The sequence below is a fragment of the Burkholderia sp. Bp8984 genome, assembly GCF_003853755.1.
Lineage (GTDB): Bacteria > Pseudomonadota > Gammaproteobacteria > Burkholderiales > Burkholderiaceae > Burkholderia.
In genome coordinates this window covers 93,403-111,013 of record NZ_QTQN01000003.1, presented here as the reverse complement: position 1 = coordinate 111,013, position 17,611 = coordinate 93,403, and the positions used below count along the sequence as shown (strand labels likewise).

Here is a 17,611-nt window from a genome sequence, read left to right as displayed (position 1 = left end):
GAGACCGACCATGTACACCGAAAACGATACGCGCGCCGTCACCGCGGCCGTCGCACGGGCCGCCGGCGCGCCCTTCTCGATCGAATCCGCCCGGATCCGCGCGCCGCGCGGCGACGAGGTGCTGGTGCGCGTCGTCGCGACAGGCCTGTGCCACACCGACCTGATCGTGCGCGACCAGTACTACCCGGTGCCGCTGCCGGCGGTGCTCGGTCATGAAGGCGCCGGCGTGGTCGAGGCGGTCGGCCCGAACGTGAAGACGCTCGCCGCGGGTGACCACGTTGTGCTCACCTACGGCGCATGCGGCCACTGCGCGTCGTGCGTCGGCGGTCACGGCGCGTATTGCCGGCAGTTCTTCGGGTTGAACTTCGGCGGCGCCGACGCGGACGGACAGACCGCGATCCGCGACGCAGCCGGGCAACCGCTGCACGATCATTTCTTCGCGCAGTCGTCGTTCGCGAGCTACGCGCTCGCCCGCGAAAACAACGCGATCAAGGTGCCGACGCAGGCGCCGCTCGAACTGCTCGGGCCGCTCGGCTGCGGGATCCAGACCGGCGCGGGCGCGGTGATCAATTCGCTCGCGGTGCGCACGGGCAGCAGCTTCGCGAGCTTCGGCGCGGGCGCGGTCGGCATGAGCGCCGTGATGGCCGCGCGCGTCGCGGGCGCCACCACCATCATCGCCGTCGACATCGTGCCGTCGCGGCTCGCGCTGGCGCTGGAGCTCGGCGCGACGCACGCGATCAACAGCAAGGAAGTCGACGTCGTCGACGCGATCCGCGAGATCACCGGCGGTGGCGTCGACTACGCGCTCGAGTCGACCGGACTGCCGGCCGTGCTGTCGCAAGGGATCGATGCGCTCGGCTCGCGCGGCACGATGGGCGTGGTCGGCGCGCCGAAGCTCGGCACCAGGGCCGAATTCGACGTGAACAGCCTGCTGCTCGGCGGCCACACGATCCGCGGCATCGTCGAAGGCGACAGCGTGCCGCAGACGTTCATTCCGCAGCTCGTGCAGCTGTATCTGCAAGGACGGTTTCCGTTCGACCGGCTGGTGAAGTTCTATCCGCTCGACCAGATCAACCAGGCGGCGGAAGACAGCAGCAAAGGCATCACGCTCAAGCCGATCCTGCGTTTGCCGCATTGAGCGCGGGGGGCGCCGCCGGCCATCGGTGGCATCGTGGCTATCGGGCGGCAATCGGGCTGCCATCGGCGGTGCCCCTGTCGGGAAAATACCGCGCTGCGGGCGCCGGGCTATATTACGCATTCGCGCGACACGCCAGGCCGCCACGCCCGGCCCCGGACACTCGACCCCCAAATGGAGCGCAGCGTGAAGACGGCCCCGGAATCCCTTGCACGACCGGTCGACCTCGACCGGCTCCGCGCCCGCTTCGCGGCGGGCGAGCCGCTGCCGGAAACGGCATTGCCGGCCAGCGTCGCGCGCTCGTGGCTGCGTTCGCGCGACGCCGGGCTCCGGCCGTGGCAAACCGCCCGCTACGAAATGCAGCGCGAGTTCGACGAACCGCGCGCGGACCGGCGGCTGCTGCGCTGCGTCGCGCAGGAGATCGAGCAGCTGTGGGCCGCGTTCGGCGGCAGCGAGTGGACGATCTTCTGCGTCAATCCGCGCGGCACGATCGTCCATGCGCGGCGCAGCCCGCAATGCGACGACACGCTGCTGACGCCGATCGTCGCCGGCCGCCGGATCGTCGAACCGAACATCGGCACGACCGCGCCAAGCTGCGTGATTCACGACGGCACGGAGGCCGTCGTTGCGGGCGCGCAGCACTATCTCGACGAGTTTTCGCGGGTGTTCTGTCTCGCGGTGCCGCTGGTCGGCTTCGACGGCGAGGTGATCGGCGCGCTCGACATCACCGGCATCGGCCGGCGCAACGTCGTGCAGCTGCGCGAGCAGTTCCGGCATGCGGCGCTGTCCGCCGAGCAGCGGCTGTATGCGATGCTGCGCGACTGCCATCTGCTGCAGGTGCAATACGATCCGCGCTGGCTCGGCACGCCGCTCGCCGGGGTCGTCGCGCTCGACGAAGCGGGCCGCGTGCGCGCGGTGAGCCGGCTCGCGCGACAGATGCTCGACCTCGCGCCCGAAGGGCCGGTCGCGCCGGTCGATCTCCGGCAACTGTTTCCCGGTGCGACGCCCGCGCAACAGCGCCGCCTGCTGACGCCGGCGCGCACGCCGCAGCGGATCGCGCGCGACGATGGTAGCCACGTATGGGTGCGCACGGTGCGCGCGCCGCTCGATCGGGCGACGACGGCGCGCCACGCCGATGTGCTCGAAGAAGCCGCCGACGTGTGCAACGCGGCGCCGGCCGCCAGCCCTCAGGCGAGCCTGCACGAACAGTCGCTCGACGCGATCCGCCGGGCGCTCGGCGAGCACGACGGCAATGTGTCGGCGGCCGCGCGGCAGCTCGGTATTTCACGCACGACGCTTTATGCGAAGCTCAGGCAGCTCGATGCGGCGGGGCTCAGGACTGGCGGGCCGCATCGCGTAGACCAAAATGAAGTCGCCCCCGTTTGCGAAGTGAAGATGTCACTCCGTCGGTCGTCGTTGACCAAGAAATGCGGAACCCTCGGGAATTCATGAGGTTGCACGTCGCGCATTAAGGTTGTCACTGAGCACGGCATCGCGAAGACGTGCCGCTTCGTTCACCGTGACGTTGCCCGTTGCAACGATGTTCGCCGTACCGGTGGCGTTCTCAACGCAGTTCGTCATACCAGCGGTGAGGGATGAACCCGTGAGTGTCACGTTGCCTTTCGATGCGTCGTTGCTCGCCGCGCCGAGCGACGCATTGCCGCCGGCCGTGAACTGCGTACCAATAGCGTGTTCGTCGTAGTTGTGATCGACTCCTTAGCCCAGCGCCAACAGCAATTCCTGCTGGGTAATGTCGTACAGCGCGACCTGTTCCTTGAAGGCGGCCAGCGCGGCCGTTTTTTCCTGCGCCCGGACGTGAGCCAGTTCGATATTCAGCGCGTCGAGCTCGACGCGAAGCGCAGAGGAGCGTCCATGAATTTCAGTGGTGAACCGCGTTGGATCAAACGTCGATATACGAGACCGATTGCGAGGCGACCAGGCGAGGCGGTGTCGGGCACTGACACACGCACAGATCATCGCTCAACGCTGCTTCTCGTCCGTCCGGCCCGGTAGTGGAGATCCGCGGGCCGGTGCACTCGATTTTACCCAACGTCTTGCAGACAGGGCACCACACCGGATCGTGCTCGTAGGCCTGTTCGCGAACGCCGATCAGATCGGTGCCATCGCCGCCTTGCACGATACCGCCGACGGTCGTCGTGTCACCCTTCACGATGTCGTAGCGTCGCATGGCGGCCCCGTTTAGACCGCACCCGGCCGCAGGCGCAGGCTGTTCAGCAACGTCTCCCACGCTTGCAGTGCGCCGGCCTCATCGACCGGTGACGTTGCCTCGTCGGGCTTCAAATCGGGGCTGCTCGCACCGAGCAGCAACTGAATAGCGGTATGCGGTTTCGCCAGCGTGCTCGGATCGCCCGGTGCAAGCAGGTAGAAGCGGTAGGACGTGATCTCGCCTTCCTTCAGCGCAAACAGGACTTCCTCGGCATCCATCCCGGCCACCGTGCGTTTGCCTTGCCGCAGAATCCGGTAGCTCCCGCTCGACACGCGATCCATCTGCGCACGCAGGGCGGGCAGTGTCTTCGTCAGGGATTCTTTCTGGTCTGCGTTCACTGAATCGCGCATCTTAATCACGAGCAGTGCTGGCCGTCCTGGCATCAGCGCGATCGACTGGCTGACTTCTTCCGTGAAAGTCGAGGAGCCTGTGGCAATCCCGCCGTCGAAGCAGAATCCCGATTCGGTCGGCACCGACCAGTTATCGCGCGCCTTGATGCGGCGATACAGATCGGTGTAAACGGACTCAAATTTATCCAAACCACTTGAGCCAAAAGACCCAGTTGTATGGAACAACGTGTTGTTCTCGTAAATATAACCTTCTGTCTTGAATGGCAATTTCACTGCCTTTGCCACTCCTTCTTGATAAGCAAAGACCACGGAAGTCTTTTTTGGGGAAAATGCTTTCTCAAGCCAAATATGCCCGCCTTTATCTTCTGGATTTGCAGGATTAAAGCGTCGCTTTGTGCGCAAGTCCCTTTCTAATCCATCAACCTTGGCTTGATAGATAGCAGGAGATCCGTTGTACTGAGTCTCCAACGTATCGCCCCAAAACTCGTATCGCTGATTCGTAATTTTGCTTGCCACTGGCCGGTCAAATACGAAGCGCCCGACGCACCACGGGCGCGGCTTGGACAGCAAGGGATTCGTCATCACTGGTTCACCCGAAAACGTTATCGAACAGGCGCACACGCCCGCCACTAAAAATAGGAGTCGGCCAATACGCGTCAGCATGACGGCGCGTCCTGCGAGATTTGCACGATGCTGTAGAGCAGCGCCCAGCGCGCCCATGGATGGTTATAGCTCTCCTGATGCACATAGCCTCCTTGGTCAAACACCATTTGTACGCCTGGGGCTGCTCCACCGTCCGCGCCGCGCGCGGGGGCCCCAGCTGACCAGACCGGCACGGTCCCGTCGCCCGGCACGATGCCATTTTTATCGGGATCGGGCGCATTGCTACCCAGCGGCAGCTTTGCCACCTTCTGCACCTCAAATTCGATGGTGACGTTGCGTGAATCCAGGTGCACACGCAGCGTCCCAGTGTGTGAATCGTCGTGTTTCTCACCCAAGAACCGCGCGGCGCGCAGTTCTTCATCCGTAACGTCGGCCGGTATATTCCCTTTCCAGATCACCGTACCCCATGCCAACAGATCGTCGAGCTTCTCGCCTTTCTCGATCTTAGGTTTGCCATGGTCGTCGCCCGATGCAGTTGATTCCTTGGGTGTAAGCGCCCCATCCCCGTATGATACGTATGTTTTCTCGTGGTACTTATTTTTTATTGCGTATTGATTGCCTATGACGGATAGCATTGTTTCGGCAAAATTCTCAACCACAGTCTTTTTACGTGGCATTTTATCAAGGCGATCCTTCACAATCCCAGCAGGATCGAGCAGCGAGGACGATTGTTCGGGAACCAAGCCGTACCACTGTTGATTAATATAAATCTCGTTGTACACGTCGCCCTGTTGCGGCAGCTTCATGACCGGATCGCCATTGAGCCGCGCAAAGATCCACCACGGCTCGCCGTTGTGATAGTCCGGCATCGGGAGCAATTCCAGCGCCCCCGGTGCGTTTGCTCCCACTGCCACGAACTCGTCCGCGTTGCTTCCGAGCAGGGCGCCATTGATGAAGCCGTTTATCCCGCCCTCGCTGCCGCCGCCCGTGCGGAACCGCTTTGCCGCGATCGGTGCGCCCGTGGCCGGTAGCACGTTGTGGAACACACCGTGCATCAGGTCCGCCGCGCCGTGCATCGCGATCGCCATGCGTGCGACCAGTCCGCCCATCGAGTGGGTCAGGATGATCGCCTTGCCGCTGTGGTTCTCCGCGATGATCTCCTTGATGCCCATCAGCCGAGCTTTCTTACCGGTCTTCTTGTCCTCGAAATCCATGCCATCAATGACCTGCTGCGCCGACTTCTCATTCGATTGAAGCCAGTTGTAGCCGATCGCATAAACGCGATACCGGTATTTCGCGAAATGCTCGAACGCTGCCGACTCTTCCGTGATCGCCTGTCCCCGGCCTTGCGCGCCGGCGTCCGTCGCACCGTAGTCGGCCGGCTCGGTGCCAAGCACGGGCTTGAGCGTCCACTTCTTGCCGTCGGGGTCGGTTTCGATCCACGCACCCTTGTGCTTACCCATGTACTTCGGCTCGTTTAGTTGCTCTTCGAGCCATGCCAGCATCGGTTGATAGCTCGAACGGTACACCGAGCCCCAGCCGCGTCGACGCGCTTCTGCCTCGTCCACATACTGGTCCTCCTTGTCATCCTTTCGCAGCTTGCCGGCGCGGATCGGGCCGAATGGGGTCACCGCGGCCACAGTCGCGTCGAACTGCTTTTCCCGCGAGGACGCGCCCTTGAACCACATGCCGATCAGTGCCGGCAATGCACCCGCTTTGCCGAGCATGCCGTCCGTGTTCGGCGCGAAAAACATTTCGTCGCCGGTTTCCTTGTTGACCAAGGGGGAGCCCATCACGCCCGGCAGGAAGATCACTGGAATGATCGGCCGCACGTCGCACAGCAACTCCTTTTGCCGCGTGTCGCTCGCAGGCGTGAGCGTGAAGTGCCCGACCGACGCGCCGTCCTTGTCCGTGCGACCAACCTGTCGCACCACTTGTTCGGCGTCGTCGCTAAAGTCCGAGCCGCCGGATTGATTTGTGTTATCGCTCATTGTCGTTATTCAGATTCGCGCATCGATTATCGGATTCATGCTGCAGGACCGTTCGGCGTCGGCCGCAAAGCGCGCACCGCCAGTTTCTCGATATCCTCGCTCTTCTGCTCCGTGATCTGCCCCAGCTCGTTCGTTATCCCGGACAACTTTGTCCCATCGCCACGGATCAGCTCGTACGGATGGTTTTTCAGCACTTCGCCGGAGATGCGGTCGCGCAGCACGTACGGATCGTTGAACTGGGTCGTCGGCAAGCTGTTCATATGCTCGGCGACCGAACTCGGCCCCTGTCGGCTGAACGATGCGGACTTGATCGTGCGGCCGCCGCGCGTGCCATCCTCAATGCCGTCCTTCGTGATGCGGATATACGAGCCGCCGCACTTGAAAATCAGTTCGTCCGTTGCCTCGATCACGATCCGCTTCTTGCTGAACAGCGACGTATCCTTGGCCGAGTTCAGTTTGATCTCATCCGTGTGGGCCGACACCTCGATCGGCCCTTTCGCGGCGAATAGCTTCATGCCGGCCTTCTGCACGAACAGGCTGATCTTCTCCGCAGCCGCCGCGATCAGCGATTTGCCGCTCGCCAGGTTGGTGTTTTCGCCGCTGACCACGTTGACTTCCGCTTGCGCCACCACGTGCGCCGAGCGGTCCGCCAGGGCCGCAAAGTCCGCCGGCGTCGCGATCACGATCACGGGCATCGCGAAGCTGTTCGCGTTGCCGGTGCCGCCACCCGCAGTGACGCCGCCCGACGTCTGCCCCGACACCGGATGCTGCACGGCTGTCGTCAGGTCCTTGAGCGCATCCTGGCCCGCCTGCAGCGATTCGGCCTGCGCGGTTGTGCTGGCGCTCGACAGCGATTCCACCAGCATTCCGGCCTGCTGCAGCCGCGTGCGAGCCTCGTCGACGCTGAGCTGCTCGTCATCGTAATCTTTTGAGTGGGTGCTGATCGACAGCCCCTTGCTCGCCCGCACCGCACCGTATTCGTCGGCATGCAACACGAAGCCCTGGCCGAGATATCGACCGCGCGTGTTTCCGTCCTGCTGAATCAAATAGCCCTGCGTGAGCGCCGCATAGCTCTTGCCCGTGTAGCTGATGAGCCGCGTGCCACCCTGATTCGTCGCGTCGTCGTGCACGAACGCGTTGTACGCACCGGTGTTGCCGAAGCCCTGTGACTGGAACCCTGACAGCAGCACGTTCGTGTGCCATTGCGATGGCGTCGTGCCGCCGTTGACACGCCCCAAAATAAAGGGCTTGTCACAGTCGTTGCTCCAGTAGCCGATGAGCACCCATTCGCCCGCGCGCGGCACGTGCACGGCGCCGTATCCGTTACCTGTATCGGACTGCATCGACGACAGCAGGGGCGACGCATTGAACGCGCCGTCCGGATTTTTCCGGTCCCACGCGAAATGCACGCGAACCTGATTCCGCTCGTTCGACCAGGCCTCGATTCCTTGTTGTGTGACGACGAGCGCGTGCTCGATCGACATCGTCGGCTTCGGATGGTCGAATGGGCTTCGAAACTCGACCCGTGCCTCCTGTGCCTCAACCTCGAGCACAAAAAAGCCGGCCATGCCGTCCTCGATGTGACTCGGCGTCGTGAAGCGCGTGCCGTGTGCCGCCTGCTGTTCGGTCAGCGTCGCACGCAGGCTGAGCGGGAATTCGGTCGGCGGCTGGCCGATCGGCACATTGTTCTCGATGAACCAGCGCGCCTCGACGACCAGGAGCGTCCGGTCGGCGTCGTCGCGTTCCGGATGACGCGGGTGGTCGTTCAGCATGAAGCGCGATCCCGCATCAAGCCAGCGCAGACCGCCGACCCCAAAGTAGCGCCGGGCGCGCGCGTCCCAGCCCTGTACGCGCCGGCGCGCGCGGGCGCCGCCGCTGTCGGAATCGGGATAGCCATACGCGGTCGGCTCATAGACCGTCATCGGCGCAGTCGGAATCCGGTTTTGCTGCGCCTGGTGCCGGCCGTCGTCCGTGACGTACCTGACCGACGCGAGCGTACTCGCCGCTTCAAAGCGGGAAGCGGGGCGTTTGTAATCGAACGCGCTGGACTCGTACCGCAGGCTCTGCATTGTCTGCATCGCCGCCCAGTGCGTGAACCCGTTCACGGCCTCGTTGTCGCCAGCGCCGTGCACGAAGTCGGCCGGCTTCGCATCGGGCAGCGCCGCGACCTGGTCGACAATCACCAGCGTTGTCTTGGCTGTCTCGCCGTCCCGGACCGGCTCGTGTGCCCAGTAGCAATACCAGCCTTCGTCTTCCAGCAGGCGGTGAAAGAAATGCAGATCGGTTTCACTCTGCCGGCACCACGAGCGCACCGCCGGCTCACGATTCAGGTTGAAGCGGAATCGGCCCTGCAATTGCGGGTAACGATTGAGGAGGTCGGACACGATGTCCTGTGCCGTCTGCTCGAGCCATCCCTCGTCGTTACGCGTGCCGCCCAGGAATACCAGCGCCGACGAAAATTCGAGCTGGTAGGTTGAGAGCCCACCGTCCCCGCCCAGATAGCCGACCCGGTGCACGAAGCCGTGGATTGGACGTAGACGGAATCGGCAAACGGGGCTGTGGCCTGCTGAATCCACAGCGTGACTGGCTGGTGCATCAACGATAGCAGCGCGGTGTCGTCACGAAGTGACGCGACGTCGAGTGTCCAGTTATAGTCACGGCCAATCCGGGCCGTGCCACGCGCACGCAGCGGAATCAGTGAGTTCTGGCTCAGCGGCGTGTCCAGCTTCAGCAGGCGGTTACGCTGAAGCAAACCCCGATGAATCGCGTCGTACAGCTCGCGAAATTTGAGTTCCCCGAGCGCAGGTGGTTTGAGTACCATTTTTCTCTCAATATTGTTTGAGTGTTCCGCGCAGCGCGGACGCGAAAGGGAACGGCTATGGCCATCACCGTTCCCTCTCTGGGCATCGCGAACTTTATGGCTTGTCCCTAAAGCCAGGGCAATCGCATGAAACGTTACAAACGGAGAACAGCAGCGCGGTAACCGTCGCTGGCGCCCGCTTTGAGCCGTCGGTTCTTGATGCCGGCCTTCGTCGTCGTATCCGCTTTGAGCAGGTTCAGGCAGATGCGACGCAGGATCGCAAAGTTCTGGGCGGCGTTGTTGACGCGAACCCTGCACTGGTTTTCGCCGAAGGCCATGTCCAGCACCCAATGCACGCTGTTCTCGATACGCCAATGCGCCCGCACGGCCTGCGCGATTCGCGCTGCATCGGGAGGCAGGCTCGACACGTAGTAACGCCGCTCGGTCGTCTTGGTATCGCCGATTTCGCGAGTGGCCTCGACCATCACGATCGAACGCAGGCCGGGCCATAAGTCCGGATCAGGCTCCCAGCACGCCAGGACATCGCTGGCGATACACCGGCGCGTTTCGATACGGCCGTGATCCTTGTCGATTTCCTGATGCTCGGCGGTGTGGTCCCGATAGGCGTGCGGCACACGCTCAATGGCCTCGAGCGCATAGCGGATTCGTTTGAGCAACGTTGATTGATTGCCCTTGACCGCGAGCACATAATCTCCGCTTGCTTCGACGATGCGCTCGGCAACCCGACGCTGGCATCCCATCGCATCGAGTGTGACGATCGCGCCCTTGAGCAGCAGTACGTCGAGCAGTTCCAGGATGGCCGTAATTTCGTTGCTCTTGCCGGCGGTCCGAACTTCCCCAGCGACATGCCAAGCTGGCTTGCCCATGCCGAGACCAGGTGGATGCCATGCTGGTTCGCGCTGCGTGAGCCTCGCACGGTTTTGCCGTCGATGGCGACCACGTCATCGGCCAGCACCGGGCAGAGTCCGCGCATCCAGCGAACGAAACAGGTTTCGAATTCCAGCGGATAGAGTGCCGCGAATACCCGACCGAACGTATCGTGCGATGGAATCCCGCGCTCCAGCGGTACGTACCGGCACAACCAGTCGAGCTTCGACTCGCCCCAGATCTGAATCGCGACCCAGCTGTCTGCCCCCGACAGAATCGCGCACAGCGAGACAAACAGGATCTCCCGCAAATCATGCGGGGACGGCCGGCTACGCGGATCCGTCAAACCTCCGAATGCTTCTTCGATACTCAACTCATCCTGCTGCAAGACGGACTGTCGCACGGGTTTCTCTCAGGGCGAAAAACCGTCACTACATCCTGATTCGGGCAGGCTTTCAAGCAAACGGAAGCCTTCTTTAACGATTTACACGTTTCGTGCGATTGCCCTGTCCGAAACGAGGACTCAAATTTCGAATTTCAGACGTGACTGATTGACTTGCGCTCGAGCCTCGCTGCTCGAGTTTCCACGATATATCCGACAGCTAACCTCCCCCGACCCATTACCGCAGCGTGGAAAGGATCTCAACGAAATCGATCTCTTCAGCGAGGCGCGCCACAACCGCGCGATTTTCCGCTCACGCATCGCAGCATCAGGGAACGCATGGAGGCAGATCGGCGTGCACGTGCGGCGCCACGCGAAATCACGCATGCCAAGCACGCGTGCCTGAAGTCGGACAACGATCGAGTTTGAGGCTGAAGGCGTCCAGCGAGCGCGCACCGCGCGGGCGCGGCGTCGTGACCGGCCGCATCGCGTGCCGGTAAACATCCTGTGCATTGACGGGGCCGCAGCGATCAGTGCAACGCGCCGGCGGCACGATCGCCGCCCCCGCCGGCCCAGCGGCGGCTACGCCAACGCCCGCCGCTCATGCAGCCGCAACGCGGCCCACGCAATCCCGGCCGAGAAGATCCCGACCACGCCGCCGAACGTGCCGATCCACGGCAGGCCGAAATCCCCGGCGATATGGTTGCCGAGCAGCGCGCCGGCACCGATCCCGACGTTGTACAGCCCGGAAAAGATCGACACCGCGAGATCGGTCGCCTCCGGCGCCAGCTTCAGCACCCACGCCTGCATCGCGAGCCCGAAGCAGACGATCGCCCCGCCCCACACCAGCGTGTGAACCGACAGCGTGACGATGTTCAGCGCGCTCGGGAACAGGATCAGCAGACAGGCCGACAACGCGATGATCGACGCGAGCAAAAAATCGGCGGGTCGCTCCGGAAACACGCGATTGAAGCAGAGCGCGGCCGGCATGCCGGCCACGCCGAACAGGATCAGCACGTAGGTGATCCGGCTGCTGCTCGCATGATTGACGCTCTGCACGAACGGCTCGATGTACGTGTACGACGTGAAGTGCGCGGACACGACCAGCACGGTGATCGCATACAGCGCCACCAGCGCCGGCTTCCTGAGAAACGCGCCGATGCTGGAAAGCGATCCGGCGCCCTGGCTCGGCAGCACCGGCAGCGTCATGCGCAGCATCAGCAGCGCGACGGCCGCCGCACCGCCGATCACGAGGAACGTCACGCGCCAGCCGAGCGCCTCGCCGATCACGCGCCCGAGCGGAATGCCGGCGACCATCGCGATCGCCGTGCCCATCGCGAGCAGGCTGAGCGCGCGGCTTTTCCGGTCGCTCGGCGCGAGCCGCACGGCCAGCGGAACGGAGATCGACCAGAACACCGCGTGCGCGCACGCGATGCCGAGCCGGCCGATCATCAGCACCGTGAAATTCCACGCGACGCCGGTCACGACATGGCTGCCGACGAACACCAGCAGCGCGCAGCTCAGCAGCTTGCGACGCTCGACGTGGCGCGTGACGAACGTGAGCGGCAGCGACACGACGGCGACGGCCCATGCGTAGATCGTCAGCATCAGGCCGACGTCGGTCGGCTGCATCCGCAGGCTGTCGCCGATCGCGCTCAGCAGCGCGACGGGCACGAACTCGGTGGTATTGAAGATGAAGGCAGCAAGGGCCAGGGCCAGAACGCCCCACCACGACTGTTCGGAACTGACGGCGTCCGGGGTTGCCATACGGGAATTCGACGAAGGTTGGGGGCGCGGGCAGCCGGCCCGGCGCATCGGCGCGATTGTACCAGCGGCACATGACATGCCGCGGCGGGCCGCGCCGCCGGGACATGGCGATGACACGGCCGCGCGCCGATAATGCGTCGAAGGACATTTCACGGACGATTTGCCCGAACGTCATCGGGCCGGGAGATTCACATGCGCATTGAAACGTCGTTTCTGTTCGATCTCGACGGCACGCTCGTCGACAGCGTCTATCAGCACGTGCTCGCGTGGAAGGAAGCGCTCGATGCCGAAGGCATCGAACTGTCGGTATGGCGCATCCACCGCAAGATCGGGATGAGCGGCGGCCTGTTCCTGAACCAGTTGCTGCGCGAGACGGCCGGCGACATCGACGCCGAGCGCGTCGAGCGGCTCGCGCGGCTGCACGCGGCCGCGTACCAGCGGCTACGCGCGCAGGTCCGGCCGCTGCCGGGCGCGCGCGAGCTGCTGGCCGCGCTGTCGAACGCGGGCATCCGCTGGGCGATCGCGACCAGCGGGCGAATGGAAACGGCCGCCATCAACCTCGAGGCGCTCGGCGTCGATCCGGCGAAGAACGTGGTCGTCACGCGCGACCAGGTCAAGTATGCGAAACCGGATCCCGACCTGTTCCTGACGGCCGCGGCGAAGCTGAACGTGCCGATCGAGCACACGGTGGTGGTCGGCGACAGCATCTGGGACATGCTCGCCGCGAGCCGCTGCCGCGCGCTGGGCGTCGGGCTGCTGTCGGGCGGTTACGGCAGCGACGAGCTGGAACGCGCGGGGGCGCTGCGCGTGTACGACGATCCGGCGGATCTGCTGTGGCATCTCGACGAGATCGCGGCACGGCCGTAGACCGTTCGCGTTAGCGGACCCGGTCGCGCGGCGTCGGCATGCAGTCACGAAAGAGCCGAACCGCGCACCCGCGCCCTGTTGATCGAACCGGGTCGGTCGATTCGATTCGATTCGCACTGAATCAATCGTCATCGACCCGCTTGTCGATCAGATAACGCCCGCGCTCGACGCCCGCGCGCAGCGCCTCCTCCTGCGTCGACCATTCGGAGCCTGTCGGCTCCGGCACGATCAGCTCGATGCGGGCACCGTCGACATACACCTGCACCTCGTCGCCCCACGCGCCGCGTGCGTTGCGCCGCGCCCATACGCGTATCTCGTGGCCGCGATACGGGTCGCGAACCTGTGCGTCCTGTTGATGTTGCATCCTGGCCTCCTGTACTTATCTGCGATGGCGATGCAAAAAATGCGCGCCGCATGGCCGCCGCGCGCGCCGTCGGCCCCGCGCGCACGCGCCGTGCCCGCTGTCGGCCGCCCCGGCACGTGTCTTGCGTTCGTGCCCGGTATCGAACCGCTCCGGTCCGCCAGACAACAAAGGAGGCCGCGATGATCGGCCATATCGAACTCGTCGGACGCCTGCTGCTCGCCGCGCTGCTCGGCAGCGTGATCGGGCTCGAACGCGAACGGCTGAACTGGGCCGCCGGGTTGCGCACGCACATGCTGGTGTGCGTCGGCTCGGCCCTCGTGATGCTCGTCTCCACCTTCGGCTTCGAGGACGTGCGCGGACAATACGGCGTCGTGCTCGATCCGTCGCGGGTCGCGGCCCAGGTGGTCTCGGGCATCGGCTTTCTCGGCGCCGGCTCGATCCTGCTGCGCGGCGAAGTCGTGCGCGGGCTGACGACGGCCGCGAGCCTGTGGGCGGTGGCCGGCGTCGGCCTGGCCGCCGGCGGCGGCATGTACGTCGCGTCGATCGGCGCGACGGCGATCGTGCTCGCGATCCTGGCGGGCGTGAAGCCGCTCGAGCGCCGCTTCATCGCGCAGCGGCAGCAGCGCACGCTGCGGCTCGTCGTCGAGCGCGGCGGCCTGACGCTCGGCGTCCTGCACGACACGCTCGGCGCGGGCCGCGTGCGCGTGAAGCGGTTCATCGTCCAGCAGTCCGACGACGATCCGGAGACCGACGACATCTCGATATCGTTCTCGCGCACGAGCGGCGCGGAATTTGCGGCGATCTGCGAGTCCCTGCAAGGCATCGCCGGCGTGCGGACCTGCAGTCCCGACACCTCGTCAAGGAGTTTCGCGTGACCCAGACCGATCTGCTTTCCTATCTCGTGTCGAGCCGGCTGGCCGCGCGCATGCGCGGCGGCGCCTGGCTCACCACCAGCCAGGTGGTCGGCGCGCTGCGCGCGTGGCTCGCGTGCCATCACGCCGAATGCGGCTGGCTCGACCGGATCCGGATCGCGAACGCATCCGCGACGATCGCGCAACGCATCTACGACATCGCGGCCGCGTACGGCGAACCCAAGCACGGCGAACGCGTCCGGCTCGACGCCGGTTCGCCGGAACTGCAGGCGCTGCGCGCACGTTGCGATGCGCTGCTGCAACGCATCGACGGCGGCCTGGACGTCGACACCCGATGATCGCGCCGGACCGCAAGCCGCGCGCCGCCGTCGCGACGGCGGGCCCCGACGATGCGGCAGCCGCCGCCTCGCGCACGGCCGAACCGGTGCGACACGGCCTGCTCGAATGCGGACGCAACTGCGACACGATCCGCAGCGCGGACCGCTTCGCGATGCTGGTGGACGGCGCCGCGTATTTCGCGACGCTGCGCGCCGCGCTGCGGCGGGCGCGCCATACGGTGTTCATCGTCGGCTGGGACGTCGACAGCCGGATGCGCCTCGCGCCGGCCGACGCCGCCGGCGACGGGCTGCCCGACACGCTCGGCGCGTTCCTGCACGCGCTCGCGGCCGCGCGCCACAACCTGCGCATCTACGTGCTCGCGTGGGACTTCGCGATGATCTACGCGCTGGAGCGCGACTGGCCGCCCGTCTATCGCGCCGCATGGCGCGCGCATCGCGGCATCCGGTTCCGCCTCGACGACACCCATCCGCGCGGCGCGTCGCATCACCAGAAACTCGTCGTGATCGACGACCGGCTCGCGTTCGTCGGCGGGCTCGACCTGACGCGCGAGCGCTGGGATACGCCCGCGCACGCGGCCGACGATCCGCGCCGCCGTGACGCCCGCGGCATGCCGTACGGCCCGTTTCACGACGTGCAGGCGATGTTCGACGGCGACGCGGCCGCCGCGATCGGCGAGCAGGCGCGCACGCGCTGGCGCAATGCATGCGGGCGTCCGATCGCGATCCGCGCGCAGCGCCATCTCGAGCGTGACGAAGACGTCGATCCGTGGCCGCCCGGCGCGCGCGTCGACGTGAGCCACGTGCGGCTCGGCATCGCGTACACGGCGCCGCGCCACCGCGACCGCGAGTCGGTACGACAGGTGCGCGCGCTCGTCGAGGACACGATTCGCGCCGCGCGGCGCCACCTGTACATCGAGAACCAGTATTTCACCGCGGCCGTGGTGCGCGAAACGTTGTCCGCGCGACTGGCCGACCCGCACGGGCCGGACGTGACGGTCGTGGCACCCCGCGTGCAGAGCGGCTGGCTGCAGGAAGCGACGATGGGCGTGCTGCGCGCACGGCTGCACGACACGCTCAAGTCCGCCGACCGCTTCGGCCGCTACCGGCTGCTGTACCCGCACGTCGACGGCCTCGGCGACGCATGCGTGAACGTGCACAGCAAGATCGAGATCGTCGACGACGAATGCATCGTGATCGGCAGCGCGAACCTGAACAACCGGTCGATGGTGCTCGACACCGAATGCTGCATCGCGCTCGTCGCGGCGGGCGAGCCGCGCCTCCGCGCCGCGATCGCCGGCCTGCGCGACCGCCTGCTGGCCGAACATCTCGGCACGCCGCCGGCCACCGTCGCCGCTGCGTTCGCGCAAGGCGACCGGCCGAACGCCGCGCTCGACCGGCTGCGCGCGAAACCGGGCCGCACGCTGCGCGTGCTCGACCCGGTCGTGACGCCGCAGCTCGACGCATTGGTGCCGGTCAGCGCGCGGCTCGACCCCGAGCAGCCGATCGAGCCGGACCGGTTCGTCCGCGAATTCCTGCCGCGCGAGCAGCATCGCCCGCTGACCGCGCGCTTCCTCGCGCTCGGCGCGGCCGTGCTGCTGATCGCCGCGCTCGCGTTCGCGTGGCGCTTCTCGCCGCTCGGCAAGGCGCTGAACGTCGCGGCGCTCGCGCAGGCGGCGGCCCGCGCCGCGGCACTGCCGGGCGCGCCCGCCCTGTTGCTGGCCGGCTACGTGGTCGCGGCGACGCTGTCGGTGCCGATCACGCTGCTGATCGCCGCGACGGGGCTCGTGTTCGGCGCGTGGCCGGGCTTCGCTTACGCGGCCGTCGGCTCGCTGACGGCCGCCGCCGCGACCTACGGGATCGGCCGCTGGCTCGGGCGCGACGCGGTGCGCCGATTCGCCGGCGCACGCGCGAACCGGCTCAGCGAACACATCGGCCGGCGCGGCGTGGTCGCGATGGCCGTGCTGCGGCTGTTGCCGATCGCGCCGTTTACGATCGTGAACCTGGTCGCCGGCGCCTCGCACATCGGCCTGCGCGACTTCCTGGTCGGCACCGCGATCGGGATGCTGCCGGGCATCGTGTTGACGGTCACCTTCGCGCACCAGCTGACCGCCGCGTTCCGGCATCCGGGCCCCGGCGCATTCGCGTGGCTCGCGGCGATCGGTGTCGCGCTGGTCGGCGTGTCGGTGCTGCTCGTCAGGGTGCTGCGACGATGGTGCTGAGCCGACAGCCGGCCCCGCCGCCGGACATCGTCACGTCGGACGGCGCGCCCGCCGCCGCGCCGGGCGGACGCGACCTGCGCATCGCGACGTACAACATCCGCGGCGGCTACGGTGCGTGGCCCGCGCGCGCGGCCGATCGAATCGCGGCGGTGATCCACGAGCTCGACGCGGACGTGATCGCGCTGCAGGAAGTGCCGCTCGGCGGCACGCGCGCGCCCGACGTGCTCGCACACCTGCGCGACGCGACCGGCATGCACGCGGTGGCCGGCCCGACCATCGACACGCCGGAGCGCCGCTACGGCAACGCGGTGCTGTCGCGCTGCCCGATCCGCGCCGCGCGCACGCTCGACCTGTCGTTCCACCCGCGCGAGCCGCGCGGCGCGCTCGATGCGGACATCGACTGCGGCGCCGGCACGCTGCGCGTGGTCGCGACCCATCTCGGGCTGTCGGCGAACGAACGCAGCGCGCAGGTGCAGCGGCTGCTCGCCGCTTTCGACACCGGTGCGATGCCGGTGATCCTGATGGGCGACATCAACGAATGGTTCGTGCGCGGCCGTGCGCTGCAGGCGCTGGTCACGCGATTCCGCCGCGCGCCGGCGCCGCGCACGTTCCCGACGCTGTACCCGGTGTTCTCGCTCGACCGGATCTGGATCCATCCGGGCGAGTTGCTGGTCGACGTGACCGTGCATCGCAGCATGCTGGCCCGGCGCGCGTCGGATCATTACCCGCTCGTCGCGCGCATGCGTGCGCGGTCCGCGCCCGGCACGCCGCCCGCGCGCGACGCGCACCACGTCGACGAAACCTGACG

Annotated in this window: 12 protein-coding genes and 3 pseudogenes; 7 read left to right on the top strand and 8 right to left on the bottom strand. The window is 66.1% G+C overall.

Going from position 1 to position 17,611, the window contains the following annotated elements; translation table 11 throughout:
• Positions 1 to 10: 10 nt before the first annotated feature.
• Together DID98_RS04685 and DID98_RS04680 are read left to right on the top strand one after the other, a co-directional pair.
• Positions 11 to 1,138, top strand: a complete 1,128-nt coding sequence (locus DID98_RS04685; protein ID WP_124570325.1) for an NAD(P)-dependent alcohol dehydrogenase — start codon at positions 11 to 13, stop codon at positions 1,136 to 1,138.
• Between the two features lie 183 nt (positions 1,139 to 1,321).
• Positions 1,322 to 2,587 carry a helix-turn-helix domain-containing protein gene (locus tag DID98_RS04680; protein WP_260428038.1) on the top strand — a complete coding sequence of 422 codons (1,266 nt, stop codon included), beginning with the start codon at positions 1,322 to 1,324 and terminating at the stop codon, positions 2,585 to 2,587.
• A gap of 39 nt (positions 2,588 to 2,626) precedes the next feature.
• Here the strand turns inward: DID98_RS04680 and DID98_RS36585 are convergent.
• The 7 genes and pseudogenes from DID98_RS36585 to DID98_RS04650 all read right to left on the bottom strand — a co-directional run.
• Positions 2,627 to 2,848: pseudogene (locus DID98_RS36585) on the bottom strand (hypothetical protein); the annotation flags it as partial.
• A 187-nt stretch (positions 2,849 to 3,035) separates the two neighbouring features.
• On the bottom strand, positions 3,036 to 3,323 hold the full coding sequence (locus DID98_RS04675) for a PAAR domain-containing protein (protein ID WP_124570324.1): 288 nt from the start codon (positions 3,321 to 3,323) through the stop codon (positions 3,036 to 3,038).
• Between the two features lie 11 nt (positions 3,324 to 3,334).
• Positions 3,335 to 4,375 (bottom strand): T6SS immunity protein Tli4 family protein, encoded by a 1,041-nt coding sequence (locus DID98_RS35720; RefSeq protein ID WP_409362330.1) that lies wholly within the window; start codon positions 4,373 to 4,375, stop codon positions 3,335 to 3,337.
• Positions 4,369 to 6,306 carry a triacylglycerol lipase gene (locus DID98_RS04665; protein ID WP_124570323.1) on the bottom strand — a complete coding sequence of 646 codons (1,938 nt, stop codon included), beginning with the start codon at positions 6,304 to 6,306 and terminating at the stop codon, positions 4,369 to 4,371. Before DID98_RS04665 ends, DID98_RS35720 begins: the two co-directional genes overlap by 7 nt.
• Positions 6,307 to 6,341: 35 nt before the next feature.
• A pseudogene (locus DID98_RS04660) lies at positions 6,342 to 9,127 on the bottom strand (type VI secretion system Vgr family protein).
• 134 nt (positions 9,128 to 9,261) lie between these two features.
• A pseudogene (locus DID98_RS04655) lies at positions 9,262 to 10,397 on the bottom strand (ISAs1 family transposase).
• A 561-nt stretch (positions 10,398 to 10,958) separates the two neighbouring features.
• Positions 10,959 to 12,143, bottom strand: a complete 1,185-nt coding sequence (locus tag DID98_RS04650; protein ID WP_124570322.1) for a sugar transporter — start codon at positions 12,141 to 12,143, stop codon at positions 10,959 to 10,961.
• Positions 12,144 to 12,335: 192 nt separating this feature from the next.
• Here DID98_RS04650 and DID98_RS04645 point away from each other — a divergent pair, with 192 nt between their 5' ends.
• Complete coding sequence (locus DID98_RS04645) at positions 12,336 to 13,010, top strand: HAD family hydrolase (protein ID WP_044843419.1); 675 nt, start codon at positions 12,336 to 12,338, stop codon at positions 13,008 to 13,010.
• A gap of 121 nt (positions 13,011 to 13,131) precedes the next feature.
• Here the strand turns inward: DID98_RS04645 and DID98_RS04640 are convergent, their stop codons facing one another.
• Positions 13,132 to 13,374 (bottom strand): DUF6566 family protein, encoded by a 243-nt coding sequence (locus DID98_RS04640; protein ID WP_124570321.1) that lies wholly within the window; start codon positions 13,372 to 13,374, stop codon positions 13,132 to 13,134.
• A gap of 179 nt (positions 13,375 to 13,553) precedes the next feature.
• Between DID98_RS04640 and DID98_RS04635 the strand changes: the two genes are divergently transcribed.
• Genes DID98_RS04635 through DID98_RS04620 form a run of 4 tightly spaced genes read left to right on the top strand, consistent with a single transcriptional unit; the run spans position 13,554 to position 17,609 of the window.
• Positions 13,554 to 14,249, top strand: coding sequence for an MgtC/SapB family protein (locus tag DID98_RS04635; protein ID WP_124528698.1), 696 nt, complete (start codon positions 13,554 to 13,556; stop codon positions 14,247 to 14,249).
• Complete coding sequence (locus DID98_RS04630; protein ID WP_124570320.1) at positions 14,246 to 14,584, top strand: hypothetical protein; 339 nt, start codon at positions 14,246 to 14,248, stop codon at positions 14,582 to 14,584. The genes DID98_RS04635 and DID98_RS04630 overlap by 4 nt, the downstream gene beginning before the upstream one ends.
• The gene (locus tag DID98_RS04625; protein ID WP_124570319.1) at positions 14,581 to 16,803 is read left to right on the top strand and encodes a VTT domain-containing protein; all 2,223 of its coding nucleotides are present in this window, start codon (positions 14,581 to 14,583) and stop codon (positions 16,801 to 16,803) included. Before DID98_RS04630 ends, DID98_RS04625 begins: the two co-directional genes overlap by 4 nt.
• Entirely contained in the window at positions 16,794 to 17,609 is an 816-nt protein-coding gene (locus DID98_RS04620; RefSeq protein ID WP_124570318.1) for an endonuclease/exonuclease/phosphatase family protein, read from the top strand. The genes DID98_RS04625 and DID98_RS04620 overlap by 10 nt, the downstream gene beginning before the upstream one ends.
• Positions 17,610 to 17,611 lie beyond the last annotated feature (2 nt).

What these genes read in the sequence shown, in the direction of transcription:
- DID98_RS04665 (WP_124570323.1), bottom strand. Translation starts at nt 6,306, where the DNA reads ATGAGCGATAACACAAATCAATCCGGCGGCTCGGACTTTAGCGACGAC.
- DID98_RS04675 (WP_124570324.1), bottom strand. Translation starts at nt 3,323, where the DNA reads ATGCGACGCTACGACATCGTGAAGGGTGACACGACGACCGTCGGCGGT.
- DID98_RS04650 (WP_124570322.1), bottom strand. Translation starts at nt 12,143, where the DNA reads ATGGCAACCCCGGACGCCGTCAGTTCCGAACAGTCGTGGTGGGGCGTT.
- DID98_RS04640 (WP_124570321.1), bottom strand. Translation starts at nt 13,374, where the DNA reads ATGCAACATCAACAGGACGCACAGGTTCGCGACCCGTATCGCGGCCAC.
- DID98_RS04645 (WP_044843419.1), top strand. Translation starts at nt 12,336, where the DNA reads ATGCGCATTGAAACGTCGTTTCTGTTCGATCTCGACGGCACGCTCGTC.
- DID98_RS35720 (WP_409362330.1), bottom strand. Translation starts at nt 4,375, where the DNA reads ATGCTGACGCGTATTGGCCGACTCCTATTTTTAGTGGCGGGCGTGTGC.
- DID98_RS04620 (WP_124570318.1), top strand. Translation starts at nt 16,794, where the DNA reads ATGGTGCTGAGCCGACAGCCGGCCCCGCCGCCGGACATCGTCACGTCG.
- DID98_RS04625 (WP_124570319.1), top strand. Translation starts at nt 14,581, where the DNA reads ATGATCGCGCCGGACCGCAAGCCGCGCGCCGCCGTCGCGACGGCGGGC.
- DID98_RS04635 (WP_124528698.1), top strand. Translation starts at nt 13,554, where the DNA reads ATGATCGGCCATATCGAACTCGTCGGACGCCTGCTGCTCGCCGCGCTG.
- DID98_RS04685 (WP_124570325.1), top strand. Translation starts at nt 11, where the DNA reads ATGTACACCGAAAACGATACGCGCGCCGTCACCGCGGCCGTCGCACGG.